At 38.3% G+C, this 16,304-nt stretch carries 16 protein-coding genes; 10 read left to right on the top strand and 6 right to left on the bottom strand.

The window, feature by feature from the left end; translation table 11 throughout:
* Positions 1-39 precede the first annotated feature (39 nt).
* Genes purN through fsa form a run of 5 tightly spaced genes read left to right on the top strand, consistent with a single transcriptional unit; the run spans position 40 to position 4,317 of the window.
* The gene (purN, locus tag ND812_RS09830) at positions 40-654 is read left to right on the top strand and encodes a phosphoribosylglycinamide formyltransferase (protein WP_265375300.1); all 615 of its coding nucleotides are present in this window, start codon (positions 40-42) and stop codon (positions 652-654) included.
* Positions 651-2,192: a bifunctional phosphoribosylaminoimidazolecarboxamide formyltransferase/IMP cyclohydrolase gene (gene purH, locus ND812_RS09825; protein WP_265375299.1), complete on the top strand. Its 1,542-nt coding sequence runs from the start codon at positions 651-653 to the stop codon at positions 2,190-2,192. Before purN ends, purH begins: the two co-directional genes overlap by 4 nt.
* Positions 2,192-2,905, top strand: coding sequence for a hypothetical protein (locus ND812_RS09820; RefSeq protein WP_265375298.1), 714 nt, complete (start codon positions 2,192-2,194; stop codon positions 2,903-2,905). The genes purH and ND812_RS09820 overlap by 1 nt, the downstream gene beginning before the upstream one ends.
* 43 nt (positions 2,906-2,948) lie before the next feature.
* On the top strand, positions 2,949-3,620 hold the full coding sequence (locus tag ND812_RS09815) for a hypothetical protein (protein ID WP_265375297.1): 672 nt from the start codon (positions 2,949-2,951) through the stop codon (positions 3,618-3,620).
* Between the two features lie 52 nt (positions 3,621-3,672).
* Positions 3,673-4,317 carry a fructose-6-phosphate aldolase gene (gene fsa / locus ND812_RS09810; protein WP_015675796.1) on the top strand — a complete coding sequence of 215 codons (645 nt, stop codon included), beginning with the start codon at positions 3,673-3,675 and terminating at the stop codon, positions 4,315-4,317.
* A 1-nt stretch (position 4,318) separates the two neighbouring features.
* Here fsa and ND812_RS09805 read toward each other — a convergent pair whose 3' ends face one another.
* From ND812_RS09805 to ND812_RS09795, 3 genes are read right to left on the bottom strand one after another with little or no spacing between them, the layout of a single operon-like run.
* Positions 4,319-4,810, bottom strand: coding sequence for an HPP family protein (locus tag ND812_RS09805; protein WP_456085686.1), 492 nt, complete (start codon positions 4,808-4,810; stop codon positions 4,319-4,321).
* Positions 4,811-4,832: 22 nt separating this feature from the next.
* A complete protein-coding gene (locus ND812_RS09800; RefSeq protein WP_265375296.1) occupies positions 4,833-5,858 on the bottom strand; it encodes a DUF1574 domain-containing protein in 1,026 nt (341 codons plus the stop codon).
* A gap of 56 nt (positions 5,859-5,914) precedes the next feature.
* Positions 5,915-6,658, bottom strand: coding sequence for a pseudouridine synthase (locus tag ND812_RS09795; protein ID WP_265375295.1), 744 nt, complete (start codon positions 6,656-6,658; stop codon positions 5,915-5,917).
* A gap of 49 nt (positions 6,659-6,707) precedes the next feature.
* On the opposite strand from ND812_RS09795, the gene lipA reads away from it, so the two are divergent.
* A complete protein-coding gene (lipA, locus tag ND812_RS09790; RefSeq protein WP_265375294.1) occupies positions 6,708-7,628 on the top strand; it encodes a lipoyl synthase in 921 nt (306 codons plus the stop codon).
* A 2-nt stretch (positions 7,629-7,630) separates the two neighbouring features.
* On the top strand, positions 7,631-7,927 hold the full coding sequence (locus tag ND812_RS09785; RefSeq protein WP_265375293.1) for a hypothetical protein: 297 nt from the start codon (positions 7,631-7,633) through the stop codon (positions 7,925-7,927).
* 57 nt (positions 7,928-7,984) lie between these two features.
* Here the strand turns inward: ND812_RS09785 and ND812_RS09780 are convergent, their stop codons facing one another.
* Entirely contained in the window at positions 7,985-9,166 is a 1,182-nt protein-coding gene (locus tag ND812_RS09780) for a lipoprotein LipL45 (RefSeq protein ID WP_265358126.1), read from the bottom strand.
* Positions 9,167-9,424: 258 nt separating this feature from the next.
* Between ND812_RS09780 and ND812_RS09775 the strand changes: the two genes are divergently transcribed.
* Together ND812_RS09775 and ND812_RS09770 are read left to right on the top strand one after the other, a co-directional pair.
* Positions 9,425-10,747 (top strand): radical SAM protein, encoded by a 1,323-nt coding sequence (locus tag ND812_RS09775; protein WP_265375292.1) that lies wholly within the window; start codon positions 9,425-9,427, stop codon positions 10,745-10,747.
* Between the two features lie 37 nt (positions 10,748-10,784).
* Positions 10,785-12,878, top strand: a complete 2,094-nt coding sequence (locus ND812_RS09770) for a PP2C family protein-serine/threonine phosphatase (protein ID WP_265375291.1) — start codon at positions 10,785-10,787, stop codon at positions 12,876-12,878.
* Positions 12,879-12,911: 33 nt separating this feature from the next.
* On the opposite strand, the gene ND812_RS09765 is transcribed toward ND812_RS09770, so the two are convergent.
* Both ND812_RS09765 and ND812_RS09760 read right to left on the bottom strand, forming a co-directional pair.
* Positions 12,912-13,340 carry a hypothetical protein gene (locus ND812_RS09765; protein ID WP_265375290.1) on the bottom strand — a complete coding sequence of 143 codons (429 nt, stop codon included), beginning with the start codon at positions 13,338-13,340 and terminating at the stop codon, positions 12,912-12,914.
* A gap of 261 nt (positions 13,341-13,601) precedes the next feature.
* Positions 13,602-14,792, bottom strand: a complete 1,191-nt coding sequence (locus ND812_RS09760; RefSeq protein WP_265375289.1) for an aminotransferase-like domain-containing protein — start codon at positions 14,790-14,792, stop codon at positions 13,602-13,604.
* Between the two features lie 66 nt (positions 14,793-14,858).
* On the opposite strand from ND812_RS09760, the gene ND812_RS09755 reads away from it, so the two are divergent.
* A complete protein-coding gene (locus tag ND812_RS09755) occupies positions 14,859-16,283 on the top strand; it encodes an aminotransferase-like domain-containing protein (RefSeq protein ID WP_265375288.1) in 1,425 nt (474 codons plus the stop codon).
* Positions 16,284-16,304: the final 21 nt, after the last annotated feature.

The following is a 16,304-nucleotide window of genomic DNA, read 5'->3' as shown; positions in this document are numbered from 1 at the left end:
CTTGCTTAATGATCCATCTGAATATTCTTAGATTATCACATGGGAAAAACAAAACGTGTTGTTTTTTTGGCTTCAGGCAGAGGGTCAAATTTTTCGGCTTCGGTCGAATTTATCCGCAAAAAAAAGCTGAAATTGGATATCCAGGCCTTGGTTTCCGACAATCCAGAAGCAAAAGCCCTAACCATCGCTAAAAAATTCGGGATTTCCACCAAAGTGATCCCATACCACACGTACACGTCCAAATTAGACTATCACCGAGACTTACTCCACCAAGTGGAATCCTATTCCCCTGACCTGATTGTTGCCTGTGGATATATGAGGATTCTCAAGCCAGACTTTGTGGGGCGTTTTCCTAACCAAATCATCAATGTCCACCCAAGCCTCCTACCAGCCTTCCCTGGGCTCGATTCTCAAAAACAAGCCTTGGATTACGGAGTCAAAATTGCAGGTTGTACTGTCCATTTTGTTTGGGAAGGAGTGGATACAGGTCCCATCATTTTACAAAAAGCGATTGCCATTCGTCCTGAATGGACTGAAAAAGAATTATCATTGGCAATCCTTAAGGAAGAACACAAAGTCCTTCCCCTCGCTATACAACTGTTTTGTGAAGATAAATTAATAATCAAAGAACGAAAGGTAGAAATCCTAAAATGATCCAAATAAAAAGAGCACTTGTTTCTGTTTCCGATAAAACAGGAATCACTGAAATCTGTTCCTTCCTTGCAAAAAACGGAGTGGAAATTTTGTCCACTGGTGGAACGTATGATGCCTTAGCAAAGGCCGGTATAACTGTCAAAAAGGTAGATGAATTTACTGGGTTTCCAGAAATCTTACATGGCCGAGTGAAAACCCTCCACCCAAAAATCCACGGTGGATTACTTGGTGATACAACCAATCCCGATCACGTTAAACAAATGGAAACCAATGGAATTGTTCCAATTACTCTCGTGATTGTCAATTTGTACCCATTTGTGAAAACCGTGATGAAACCTGATGTGACTCTCGAAGACGCGATCGAGAACATTGATATCGGTGGACCATCTATGTTACGTTCGGCGGCAAAAAACCACAAAAATGTTGTCGTTTTAACAGATCCAAAAGATTACGAATCCTTCCAAAAAGAATTTACGGCTAACTCGGGGAAAATCTCCAGAGAAACTGCTTTTGGTTATGCGGCAAAAGTGTTTTCAGAAACTGCTTCCTATGATTCAGCAATCTCAACATACTTTAATAAACGTTTGGGTATCAAATACCCTGACAAAATCACATTTGCATTTAATAAAAAACAAAAACTACGTTATGGTGAAAACCCACACCAAGATGCTGCATTTTACGAACCTTTGTTCCTTAAATCTCAATTTGAAGCCTTACAAGGAAAAGAACTTTCCTTTAACAATATGTTGGATTTTGATGCAGCTTTTCACGTAGCAAGTTTACTTCCAAAAAATGCAGTTTCCATTGTGAAACATTTAAATCCTTGTGGAATCGCATTTGGAGAAACTGTTTTGGAATCGTTTGAACTCGCAAGGAAAACGGATCCCATTTCAGCATTTGGTGGAATCATTGGAATCCATGGAAGAGTGGAAAAAGAGGCAGCAGAGGAAATCACAAAGAACTTTGTAGAAGGAGTGATTGCTGAAAGTTTTTCCAATGAGGCATTAGAAATTTTCTCAAAAAAACCTAACATTCGTTTGATCCCAATTGCTAAGTTTGACGAAGCATTAGATGAATTGGATCTACGATCCCTCCACCATGGCCTTCTCATCCAAAACAGAGATTATGACCTCATCACAAAAGACAAATTAAAAATCGTTTCCAAAAAACAACCAACGGATGACGATCTGGAAGGTTTGATGTTCGCTTGGAATTGTGTGAAGTTTATCAAATCCAATGCCATCGTCTACACTGACCAAAATTCAACGCTTGGAATTGGTGCAGGCCAAATGTCTCGTGTGGATTCGGTCGAACTTGGCGCGATGAAAGCTCAGAAAGTGGGACTGTCCGTTGTAGGATCCTATGTCGGAAGTGATGCATTTTTTCCATTCCGTGATGGGATTGATGCCATTGCCAAAGTAGGTGCGAAAGCAATCATCCAACCAGGTGGATCCATCAGGGACGAAGAGGTAATCCAAGCTGCGGACGAACACGGACTCATTATGGTCTTCACTGGAATGAGGCATTTCCGTCACTAATGGAATTTTTCCTTTTCCTACTCTTTCTACTTTGTTTTGGACTGCTGACTTCCGTAATATCCTATTACGTAAAAATTCTATTTTTTTCAGCGAAGTCCAATTACCGAAGAGAGGAACTAACAGACATTCGAGGGGATGTCATTCGCATTTTCCTCGATCTGTTAGAATCAAACGGGAACATTCTGTACGGGAGTTTGGCATTTTTGGGGAGTGCCCTTTTTGTATGGCTTTGGTCCTTACTTGGCTCGTTACTCGGAGAAAAAGGGCCAGGGGTATTTGAACATATCTTCCACATGCCGATTTTCTTTTTGGTATTATTTTTTTCTTATCCAGTCTTAAAAGAAGCCTACCAGGAACGGTCTTTATTAGGTCTAGCCAAACCGGTTTTGTCCGGATTTGCTCTTGGTAATTTGTCGAGTGGAGCCGTACATTACGGTCTCGACAGAGATTTGTATTTTTTATTCTACTTACTCCTCTTCTTTTTACAAATACCTGTACTCATTTTCCTTTGGAACCAAGAACCAATTTTTGGGGTCAGTTTTGAACCCATACCTTCCTACGAAGGGGAATCCGATTGGGGAGGCTCAAATTCCTTCGAAGACTCCTATGAAGAGAATGGAACGGACTCAGATGATTTGGAAGAAAATCCCTTTGCCAACGAAACAGACTCGTATGGGCTCGGGGACGATCCTTTCTCGGAAGAATTTAAGTGAGAAACCAGTTCGCTTTTTTGGGAGAATGGCCGATAGAAATGTTATGAAGAAATATCTGCTAGTCCTCCTATTTTGTTTCCCTGGTTATTTATTTTCACAGACAGAAATACCAAATACTTTGGATGGATTTGCGGAAGCCTCATGGGGGATGACCTTCGAATCCATCCGCGAGAAATTCCTTTCCATGGCGACAAACCCAGAATCCAAAGAGAAAATTGAAATCTTAAATGAAAAAAAAGATGTCAGTTTGCTCATCCGCCGTAACGGGATTCTTTACCTCTATCGTTTTTATAAAACCCCTGAACTCTTAAAAGAAGTCCGACCCAAACGAGAAGGACAGCCAGAAACGGATCCAACGATCGATGGCCAAACCGAGTTCCGAGAAAACGGAATTCTATTTTCTGTAGGAGTGACTTTCAATTTGGTCCCCACTGACAAAATCAAAGAGAAACTTGAGAAAAAATATGGAAAACCAAGAAAGGAATCCATAGGGGATGACAAAGTTTCCGGAGCAGCGATTTGGGAACTTGTGGAACGCCGGGAAAACCCTCCAAGAGGTGGATTTGCTGTCGTTTGGCGTGAAGGTTACAAAAAACTCTCTTACACACGCCGGATTGATTACTTTTCTGCCAATATCCGAGACGTCATCGCAAAAGATTACGTGGATTTCTTCAGTGTACAAGAAACAAAAACCTTGCGGGATTTAATCCCGTAGTTACCCTGTCACTCTGAGGCTCGGATCTAAAGTTCCGAGCAGATGAGGCAAAATGAATTTATTTTTAGACACAGCCAACATTGACGAAATCAAAAAAGTCCATGAATTAGGCTTACTTGACGGTATCACCACTAACCCATCCATCATTGCAAAATCAGGCCGCAAATTTACAGAAGTCATCAAAGAAATCTGTAGTTTTGTAAAAGGACCTGTGAGTGCTGAAGTTCTTGCGACTGATGCACCTACGATGATCAAAGAAGGTTTAGAACTTTCTAAAATTGCAGAAAACGTAGTCGTAAAAGTGCCTTTAATCCCAGAAGGGATCAAAGCAGTCAATGCGTTCGCTGAAAAAGGAATCCAAACAAACGTTACACTTTGTTTTACGGCAAACCAAGCGTTACTTGCAGCAAAAGCAGGAGCCAGTTTTATTTCTCCATTTGTTGGACGATTGGATGATGTTGGTTATGATGGACTCGATCTGATTTCTGAGATCCGTGAAATTTATGATAATTACGGAATCGAAACACAAATCCTTGCTGCATCTGTTCGCCATCCGATTCATTTCAAAGAAGTTGCGTTACGCGGAGCTGACTGTGTGACTTTACCATACTCTGTATTTGAAATGTTATTCAAACACCCACTAACTGATAGTGGACTTGCTAAATTTGTGGAAGACTCAAAAAAACTAAATTGGTAAGCTAAAACCAAACCACCGGATACTTCCGGTGGTGCACTAAATTGTTCACAACAAGTGCATTAACCAATAGAACAATCACCCCAACCATTACAGGGAAAAAAATAAAATCAACTCCCACTCCTCCTATCACACCAATCAGTGCTGTGGCCCCTCCTGGTGGGTGTAAGGTATGAGTCAGATACATCACAAGAATCGATAACCCAACCGATAATCCAATTGTGAAAAAATTGGTTCCAAATAAATACACAAGTATTACGGCAATCATAGCTGACAATAGATGGCCACCAATCAAATTTCTAGGTTGTGATAAGGGAGCATCTGGAACTGCAAATAACAATACCGAGGTGGCACCAAAAGATCCAATGAGGAGAGTATGACCCGAGAGATTGGTGATGATTAAAATTGACCAAATGGAAATCGTACTACTTAAAAAACTCCAAATCGCAAATCGATATGATAATCTGTTCCTTTTTGCGAGAAGTGGTGCCTTAATTTTGTAAGGGATATTTTTAAATCTACTTTTCAGCGTAATTGATCCAAATTTCTTTCATTTGAGATTCGAAACAAAATGCGGATTGGTGGGATGCATCATTGAATAAATCACAAGTCTTAGGTGCATTCCAATTGAGAGTTTTTGCATCATATTGTTTTGCCAAGGTTTCTACTCTTTCCCACCAAACTTCTTTTATATGAAATTTTTCGTAATAAGAATAATACTCAGGAAAAACCTTTGGCCAAACCACCAAGGTTTTGATATTTTTCTCTTTTGTGATTTTTAAGATTTTTTCCACATAAGGGAATTGTGATGACCCAATGGAATAGGATCGCATGTATAAATTCCCAATTCGAATTGTATCATTTTTAATTTTTTCAATTGGATTCGATTGTACACCATACATCAAATATTCGCCTTTTGAATAATTGATGAGTTGGAATTCTTTGTTGTGTGAAGATTTGTATTCTTTTAATTTTCCTTGTTTGAGTCTGGAAGTAAAAAGTGATAAATTGAACTCAATACTTCTGATGGCAAATACACGATCTAATAGATAATCCCATTTTTCTTTGAAAGGAACATCTTCCCAAACTGTAGCGATACAATTTGAATCACACCCCATTCGTAAAAAAGGTGATAAAATAAATCCTTTGGAATCATCGAAGGCCTCCGGACTTAAGGAAAGAATAACAAAATCAGGAGTGACACCAGATTCCAAAATTTCTTGGAATTGAATGTAGGAATTCATTGGAATTCCTTGTGGGCTACTGAAATTATAGAGTGTCCAATTTTTTTTATAGGGTTCAGGGATTCCTATTTCTGAAAAAGGATAGGAACGAGAGTCTCCAAAAACCAAAGTCAGTTTTTTTTCCTTCAAAACTGGATCTTTTTGCAATCGATCTTTTAAAACCTTTCTCTGAAAGTAAAAAACCGAATTCCCTGCTTGCAAAAATTCATCGTGAAAGATGGGTAATAAAAAAATTTTATCTATGACAAAGATAAATAAAAAGAGAACAACTGGGTAAAATAAAAATGGTTTTGATTTCAAAAAAACAAATCCCCTAACCTCACCATTTTATGAGTCGAGTGGATTCTTCAACCAAATTAAGAACTTGGATTCCCTAGAACTTGTCCTTCTGTGACCACTTTGTATTTTCCTTCTTCCAAATGAAAATTGCGGAGATCCAATTTACCGATCCGAATTCGATACAAATCAAGAACAACTAAATCCTTTGTTTTACACATCCTACGAATTTGTCTTTTTTTCCCTTCTTTTAAGACAATGCTAAGGTAACTTGTAAATCCAGGTTGGGTTTTTTCGGGAACGACGTTTGCTGGTTTTACAGAAAGGGCACGTAGAGTTTCCCCCCCTTCCCTTACACCTAACATAAATTCCTCGGCAATTTTTTTCCAACTGACTGGTTGTTTTAAACTAATAATATATTCTTTATCGATTTTGTTTTTAGGATGTGTTACTTTTTGGATAAAATTCCCATCGATTGACAAAAGGATAAGTCCCCTTGAATCTAAATCCAAACGACCAGCATAATTATACTTTTGGAACGATTCGGGTAATAAGGTGAAAATGGTGTTCTCATGGTGTTTGTCTTCATGAGAGGTGAGGAACCCAGCTGGCTTATTAAACGCTATGATTTTTGGCCTCGATTCAAATCCTTCCTCTTTTCCGACCGGTTTACCATCGAATAGGATTGTATCTTCCTCATTCACCTGGAAGGACAAATCTGTGATCGTACTTCCATTGATTTTGACCCGGCCCGATAGGACCAATTCTTCTACTTTCCGTCGGGAACCTAAACCTAATTTGGCAAGAAATGCATTGATCCTCATGTTTTTCCATTTTACAAAGTGGCCTCATTTCAAAAAGTCTAAAGAAGGTATGAATCCACTAAAAAAGAAACCTCGCTCAAAACATTTGAACCCCACCCAACCTCTCCCAGATTGGATGAAGGTGCGAGTGAGTTTCCCAAAAGAGTCCGATGCCTTATCAGCCGTAAGGGCGGAGGTGGAAACCAAACAATTGCATACGGTTTGTGAGTCGGCAAGTTGTCCAAACCTCAACCATTGTTGGAACCGAAAAACTGCTACCTATATGTTGGCTGGTGATATCTGCACAAGACGTTGCCAATACTGTGATGTCGCCTTTGGAAAACCAAAATCCCTAGACATTGACGAACCAGAAAAAGTAGCAAGGTCTGTCGAAGCACTAGGGCTTAAACATGTAGTTCTCACGGCAGTCAACCGAGATGATTTAAAAGATGGTGGGGCAAACCATTTCGCAGAAACCATCACAAAAATCAAAACCTACCGACCAGAATGTTCCATCGAAGTTCTTATCCCTGATTTTAAGGCCAAAGAAGAATCCTTACAAATTCTCTATGCTGCCAAACCCAATATCATCAACCATAACATTGAAACTGTGGAACGACTCTTTCCCACAATCACTCCCCAAAAAAATTACCGTAGGTCCCTCGAAGTTTTGACTCATATCGCAAAACATGGATTCCTCACAAAAAGTGGACTGATCCTTGGACTTGGGGAAACAGAAGAGGATGTGAACCAATGTTTACAGGATTTATATGAGCATGGAGTTCGAATGTTGACAATTGGGCAATACTTACAACCAGGTCCTACTCATTACCCAGTCCAAAGTTTCATTCCCCCTGAAACATTCCAAATGTGGAAAGAAACTGCTTATAAAATCGGATTTAAGACAGTAGCATCAGGACCGCTCGTCCGTTCCTCTTACCATGCAGATGAATATTTTACGGAGGATTCTCTGAATCTACCGAAAGAGTAGGTATGAACGAAGAGGAATCAGCGGAATTTCAAAGAGAACTCGCCAAAACTTTCTTTTTGTCCATTCTAAAGGACTTAGGAGAAATCGATGAAACTCTTTCTGATTTTGAAGTAAAAGTCCTCATCCAAAAAGCCCTTACCCACCATCCAGAATTACAAGTAGAATGGGGTGAAATGGACCGATTTGGCCAAAACACACTCCTTGTGAAATACCAAAACAATTTACTTCTGATCGAGGTGAGCCCTCTCATCAATGCCATCCGGATCCTTTGGAACGAATACAAAAACTCGAGTACATAAAAAAAGCCCGAAGGGGATTCCCTCCAGGCTTCTTTTCTACATAAGGGTGTGGTTGTTTTAGAATTTGGATTTTTGTTGAAGGTCGTAAATGACTTCTTCTACATTGTCCATATCAATTTTCTTAACACCATTTTCAGTGTGAACAATCAATTGACCATTTTCTTGGTTGATGATTGCACCAATCACTGTTTTTCCATCGACTAACACGATTTTTTCGATTCTTTCGTAGTAGTTTACGATGTCTTTTTTAGATTTGAAATCTTTTGGTTGGCTAGCTAAAGATTCTTCGAATTTTTTCTTCTCTTCTTCTTGTCGTTTCGCTACTTCTTTTTCGATCGCTTGTTTTTTAGTGTCGATTTCTTGTTTTTTCAATTCATCGAGTTTCTCAGTTTGAGCTGATTCACTAAGTTTTACAATCTCTTGTGCTGTTTGTTTGTCAACAGTCACGATCGTTTTGATTTCTTGTTCTTCGTTTTTAGTAAGTTTTGCACTTTCCACTACGAGTTTTTCTTTCTCAGCAGTTTTGAATGCTTTTGATAAATCCAAAGATTGAATGTCAGCTGACTTCGCAAGTTCTGCAGATTTTGCTGATTGAGTAGAAGCTTGGTCTTTTTCCAAGATCACTTCAGCCTTTGCAATAGACTCTTGTAGTTTTTTAAGTTCAGTGTTTTTTGAAATTTCTTCTTCAGAAAGTTTTTCTAACGCTGGAACACGTGGAGCAAATGCTACTGCACCTTCAACCACTTTCACTTTCGCTGGTTTTCCTTCAGCAGATTCTACGATGAAAGAAGTTCCTCGCACACCCGCAATTGCAGTTGGTGTTACGACAGTAAAGTTGTCTTCTTTCTTAGCTTTGTTAACTTTCGCGAATACTTTTCCGGAAACAAGAGCAATTTGAGTGTCTGTTGTTCCAGCGTTGTCTTGAGAAAGTTTTGCAAAGTCAATCGCGGACTTTGGAGAGATACGAATGCTCGAGCCATCTGCAAATTGGATGTCTACTTTTCCATTGTCGCCTGTGACTACATTATCCCCTGTTTTCAGAAGGGCACCAAGTTGTGCTTTTTCTTCCGTTTGGTCTGCGTGTTGGATTTTAGAATCTCCTACCGCAAATACGACTACCGCAGATAAGTCTGCAGGTTTTTTAGGTGCTTCTGATACTTCTGCTTCTGGTTTCTTACAAACTGTAAGCCCAGTGAAAAGAAGCGCAAGTCCCATGATGGTTAGTTTCGATGCTTTCATATCGTCCTGTCCCTTAGTGAAATTGTACTTTCGTTACTCTCTAATCAACAAACTGAGCTAGCTAAAATTCCCAGTTTTTTTGTATTTTTTTCTAGAATGAAAAAAATTTCATTAGTTCGGAAAAAAAATAATTTAGCGATCGGATTTGTAAACGAATATTCAGTATTTTCGTTCGGATCCTACGTTTTTCGGGGGTTTTTCGCTCGTTCTCTGGGAAAATCGCTTTGTCTAAGAGAAAGGAAGAAAAAAACTCCAAATATGGCTGAAACCTCTACATTGCACCAAAGACCTGCCTCCTCCCTCTCTTTATTAGAAGAAATGGAAAGAACGTATAAAGACTTACCTATGGAAGCCATCGTCAAACAAGACATCTTAAGACAAGGGATTCATTTTTTCCCAGAGGCCTTCCAAGTCAAAGACCCTTATAAATCTAAGGATTACTTTATCTTTTCCTTCGATCATATTCCACTAGCGGATCTAAAAGATGGAGCAGATACGAAAGCTCCAGAAGAAATCAAAATCAGCGGTGGCCATTTTGGACTTTTGAAAACCGTCATCTCCACACGAAATAACCCAAATTCCCCGTACAAAATGAAACTGAAAGAGGGAAAACCAACTCTGTTTTTAGAGGATACAGAAATTGGAACAGCAGAATACCCACCCATTCCATCTTGGTACAGACACAAAACTAAATCAGGAAAACTTCCTGGCGAAATCGCACCCGTCATCGAATGGGGTTACCTTCTTTACTTAACTGTCTTTCGTAACTGCCAGTACTTTGGAAAAGACGAAGAATGTGCGTATTGTGACATCAACCATAACTACCGCCAACAAAAAGGCGCGGGTCGTCCTTATACGGGAGTCAAGGATGTAGAAGATATTTTAGAAGTGTTATCTTGGGTAGATGCAGAAGACGAAGTTGCAAAAGTGTACACAATCACAGGTGGTTCCGTCCTCACCAATCTCAAGAAAAAATCGGAAGTGGATTTTTACTTACAGTATCCAGAAGCCATCGAAGCTAGGTTTCCGAAACGATGGATGGGAAAACTAGTAGCACAAGCCTTTGAAAAGGAAGATTGCCAAAAATTCAAAGATGCAGGGATTCAAATTTACCATCCCAATTATGAAGTATGGGACAAGGCTCTTTTTGAAAAAATATGCCCTGGGAAAGCAAGTTGGATTGGATATGAAAATTGGATCCGAAGAGTGGTGGATTCAGCAGAAGTATTTGGACCCGAAAATGTAATACCCAACTTTGTAGGTGGAGTTGAACTTTCTGAACCTTGGGGATTCAAAACAGTAAAAGAAGCCATCACTTCCACAAAACAAGGGTTAGATTTTTTTATGTCGAAAGGAATTGTGCCTAGATTTACAGCATGGTGCCCGGAACCATACACAACTCTTGGCCAACAAGCAGGCCCTCCTCTTGTGTATTTTTGTGAACTTTTACGCGCATGGAAAGAAACATTTGAATCTTATGGTTTACCAACCCCTCCAGGGTATGGCGAACCTGGACCTGGTAAGGCAGTATTTTCAGTTTCTGCATTTATGGATGTCATAGGTTATACTGGACGAAATTAGTTCTTTCCATTCCATAGCTAGAAAGAAACTAAAGAACATGCGAAAGAGTTTTCTGGGATTGGTGTATGCCTCCATTGTCTTCTGTTTTTGCCAGTGCCAAAACCCAGACATCGATCGGAATTTACACTTTCGACAAGGTGTCTTAGATTTAACAGAAATCACCTTTAAAGAAGACACAGCCATCAATTTGGAAGGGGAATGGGAGTTGTACTTTGGGGAATTCCACTACCCGCCCTTCCATGGAAAAAAAGAACTCACTGGTTACCTTGCGATTCCTAACTCGTGGCAAAATGAAGAGTATGGAGGCATTGAATTACCTAGAACCGGGAAAGTCACCTTACGCGCGTTCATCCATATCAATAAACAAACTGTAGGCCAAGAACTTAGGATTTATATTCCAGATGTTGCCTCTTCTTATCGATTTTTTGCCAATGGAGTTCTCATTGGTGGACAAGGGAAACCCGGGATCAATCAATTTGATGATACTCCAAGGATCAAATCAAAATATTATACTCTCATACCTGACGATGAAGTAATCGAACTTGTGTTTCATATAGCTAATTATGAAAACAATTTTGGTGGGTTTTGGGGAGTTCCCATGTTAGGAAACAAATATGCCTTAGATCGCGAAAAGATGTTTTCCAACGCAAGGGAATTATTTTTACTCGGTGCCCTTTCACTCATCGGTTTGTATCATTTTGGATTATTCTTTTATAAACGAAAAGAAAAATCCATTTTTTACTTTGCGATCTTTTGTGTATTACTCGGAATACGCCTTGCATTTACGGGTGAAAGGTATGTTTTGGAACTTTTTCCGAAATTCCATTGGCCCACTGCGTTTCGGATTGAGTTTGCTTCTTATTACTTTGCTGTACCGACTTTTTTATTGTTCATCCATTCTTTATTTCCAGAAGAATCAAAGGAAAAACATGTTCGTCGTGCTCTCATTGTTAGTTGCCTTTTTTCCTTTACCTTGTTTTTACCAATATCGGTATTTACCATTTTACTCTATGGATTTCAAATACTTGCATTTGTCATCATTGGATACGTCATTCATATTAACTTAAAAGCAGTCATCAATAGCCGACCGAATTCAAAACTATTTTTGATTGGCTTACTGATATTAGCATTTTCAGTATCCTTTGATATTCTGAAACATAGTTTAAACAGTCGAGGGATTGGACTCACTCCCTATGCCCTATTGTGTTTTATCTTTATCCAATCACTCATCCTCTCAAGTAGAATCGCAAATGCATTTGTACGTGCGGAAGAATTGGCAGAAAGTTTAAAAATAAGCAACGAATCTTTGTTAGCCGTAACAGAAAATCTGGAACAAATTGTTTCTGAACGAACCTACCAATTGAATTTTTCACTAAATCGAATTAAAAAAGACTTACTATTAGCCAAAAAAATCCAACAAAAAATCTTACCTTCCGATGGAATCAAGTTTGATCCCTTAAAAATCCATCTCTACTTCCAACCACAAGACGAAGTGGGAGGAGATTTTTATGATATCTTTGAATTGGATAACGGAATTGTTCGTTTTTTTGTCGCGGATGCAACTGGCCACGGAATCCAAGCGGCTCTTTACACGATGGCTATTAAATCAGAATATGAAGCCATCAAACGATTTATCACCAAAACAGATGATTTAATGAACCATCTCAACCAAAAGATCCAAAATAAATTCTCAGGTCTGAAGATCGTGTTTTCTGGATTTTTATTGGACATTGATACCAAAACTAAAACGGTTTATTATTCTTCAGCTGGTCACCCGAATCAGATTTTCCAAGCTAACGGAAACCAAATCATACTAAACCGAACAGGGAATATCATTGGTTTAAAAAAGGACCAACCTTACACCCAAAAACAATTCCAAATTTTGGAAGGGGACCGTATTTTACTTTTTACCGATGGGATGTTGGAACAAAAAAATGAAGCCAGGGAAGAGTTTGGAATGGATCGGATTCAAAAGATTCTTTCTGATTTTCAAAACAAGGAATCAGAAAGAGTTCTCGCCGAACTAGTCATCCAATTGTTTTTATTCCAAGGAAAGGAAGAACAAGAAGATGACCAAACGATGGTACTCATTGAATGGGAAAAAAATGATTCCAATCAAAACTCAATTTAAGTTTTGAATTCTCATTTATTCCTCTTGTATCATTTATTTTTTTAAGAACAAACGATCCACTCCATTCTTTTCAAATTCAGAATCATATTTTTCTGCTTCTTTTGCTACTTTGGTTTCATAGGCTTCTGGAGATAAAGCTTCCAATTCTTTTTCTGACATAGAAAGTTCTAAATCTCTTTGGGCAAGTTCTGTTGTGAGTTCAGTCCAAAACACATCATCGTTATATGGCTCTATATAAGATTCAAATACTTCTTGGAAATATTCTTCTGCGATCGTAAACATTCCGTTTTCAGAAACAATTGGACTATTTTCCATTGTTTTGGAAAGTTTTCCGAGTAAGGATTGAAGGAATCCATCCACACTTGGATCGGATTCTTCATGGGGAGCATTACTCACCCATTCAAATACAGTGAGTGCATCTAAAAGTTGTTTTGTTTCTTGTGGAGTGAGATCTAAATTCATAATTACCTGCTTTCCTTCCATAGAAATAAGTAAGGGAATGTGAAGCAAATCAAAGAATCACGGTAGACCTGTTTTCCTTATAGTTTTGGTAGATCTGTTCTACTATCATCCTAAAGTTAGGATCATCTTTGAGGATTTCCAATTTTTCCTCCAAACTGAGAACAGAAAACTTTGGGTGTAAAGCTTTGGTGACAGCAGGCTTCATATTTAATAAGTAAACATATAGATAGTATTTGTCAAACAAATTTAACTATACGTTTGTTACGTAATTATGTCTCGATAAACAGAAACGATCCGTTTTACACCCTCTTCCATTCCCTGAATCGTCAAAAAACTATAATTCATTCGAAAGAAAGCTGATTCTGAAGCGACCAATCGAAATTCATTTCCTGGCACCATCACTACTTTTTTTTCCATGATCCCATCCATCATATCAACTTCCGTCACATTTGGGTATTCAGTCCAAAGGAACATCCCTCCTTTTGGTTCCTCGAATCTAACTTCGGGAAGGTGGAATTGCAGAAGTTTTACCAAATGTTCTTTTTGTTTCGCATAATACAATTGGATTTTAGAAAGGTGTTCTTTCCAATCCAAATGCGATAGGAGAATGTCCATCACAACTTGGGAAAATTGATTGGTGTTTAAATCAATTCCTTGTTTGGCATTGGTGAAAATTTTTTGGTACAACTCTGGAACCACAACCCAACCCAATCGAAATCCTGGTGAGATAATTTTAGAGAAACTACCCAAAACAAACGTTAGGTCCAATCTTTCCCGAAAAGAAGAAATCGATGGATAAACCACTCCTTTAAAATCCAAATACTTATAGGCTTCATCCTCAAATAAAATGACTCCATATTGATCCAAAAGTGATGCAACAACCTTTCTTTTTTCCAATGACCAAGTAATCGTCGATGGGTTTTGGTAACTTGGGTTTGTATAAAAACAATGGATCTTTTGCATCGAAAGGATTTTTTCCAGTTCCAAAAGATTTGGTCCATCAGACTCCATGGGTAATGGAATCATATTGGGACTGTAAGGTGAAAAAGCTTGTAAAGCACCTAAATACACTGGGTCTTCTAGTAGAAGATTTGTATTTTCATCTAGAAACAGTTTTCCAAGTATATCCAAACCTTGTTGTGAACCATGGGTAATGAAGATAGAATTGGTATGAACGGGAACATCCACAAAATCACTTTGGATCCTCTTTCTCAGTGATTCGTAACCAGTGGAATCTCCATACTGAAACGCAACTCGACTATAATTTCGAATTGTCTCTTCTGTTGCCGTTAATAATACATTTTGGTCCAATAAATTCGGATTGGGAAGTCCACCCGCAAATGACAAAAAATCGGAATCCTGAACTGTGATTTTTAGTATCTCTCGGATGACAGAAGATCGAATCCCATTTGTCCTTTTTGCTAAAAATTGGTTTGCAAGATTCGTTTCCATACTTATAATTTACCAGGTATCAAAACATCTGTCCATATACAGATCAAAGTAACTATAGGTATACAGATGGTAAAAACAAAATACGAACAACTCGCCATTGATATAAAAAATGAAATTCGTTCAGGATTTTATTCAGAAAATGAGAAAATACCATCCTTACGAGAAATCCAATCGATTAAATCCTGTAGCCTAACAACCGCAAAAGAAGCCTATCGAATATTGGAAGAGGAAGGTTATATTTATGTACAAAACAAATCAGGATACTATGTTCAAAAAAACATAAGTTCCCTCATCCTTGGACCACAAAATGAATTTTATGATACCGTGGAAGCAGATGACAGAATCCAACAAATCATGAATACAGTGATGGACCCTAAACTCATCTCTTTTGGAGCGGCAATTCCATCGGAGATCTATTTACCAATCCATGAATTAAACAATGCATTTAAAAAAGCACTCTTACACAAAGAAATATTTAGGTATGGTGACCTACAAGGAAATCCTCACCTAAGAGAATGGTTAGCAAAACGTACTTCCATGTTTGGTTACAGAGTTAGCACAAACCAAATCCAAATCACGGCTGGTTGTACAGAAGCAATCACTTATTCGCTTATGGCAGTGACAGAACCAGGTGATACCGTCATTGTCCCGTCTCCCATTTATGTTGGCTTATTCCAAATTTTAGAAACTCTTAAATTGAAAGTGGTGGAAATTCCCTACCGTGGTAAGGAAGGGATCAGTGTCACGGAATTTGAAAAACTCGTGAAACGCCACAAACCAAAAGTATTTTTGTTTGCTTCCAATTTTAATAACCCGAATGGAATTTTATTCAGTGATGAAACAAAACAACTTTTAGCAAATTTATCATTCCAATATGGAATTCATCTTGTTGAAGATGATATTTATGGTGATTTGTACTTTGAAGGAACAAGACCAAAACCTTTGGTAAGTTTTTTCCCTCATACAAACAATGGTCCAAAATCATTTTTATGTTCTTCTTTTTCGAAAACACTTTCTCCAGGCCTTCGGATGGGTTGGGTTGTCACAAAAAATGGAATCCATTCGGTGTCCAAAATTGCAAGAGCATTCAAAATTGCAGAAAACCATCCAACTCAAATCTGTGTTCTTGAATTTTTAAAAAGACAAACGTATGAAAGGCATTTAAAATTTTTAAGAACTGAATATAAAAAGTTAAGTAAAGAAACAACGGACTTACTCATCACTCATAGTGATGGAAACCTCAAAATCACAAAACCCGATGGTGGATTTGTTCTTTGGATCGAATCCGCGTTAGATGGAGATAAATTATTATTAGAAGCAAAAAAAATAGGAATGGCGATTGCACCTGGATCTTTATTTGGACTCTCCAAACATTGGAATTATTTTTTCAGACTGAATGTTTCCGTTGGGCAATCATCCAAAATCCGAGAGAAACTGATCCTCTTTGCAAATCGATTTCAGAAAAATGGAAATCGAAAAAAAACTTTTTAGTTGCTCGTAAACGAAACCAAA

Origin of the sequence: Leptospira limi, assembly GCF_026151395.1 — a bacterium.
GTDB classification, from domain to species: Bacteria; Spirochaetota; Leptospiria; order Leptospirales; family Leptospiraceae; genus Leptospira_A; species Leptospira_A limi.
This window is presented reverse-complemented; position numbering and strand designations above follow the sequence as displayed.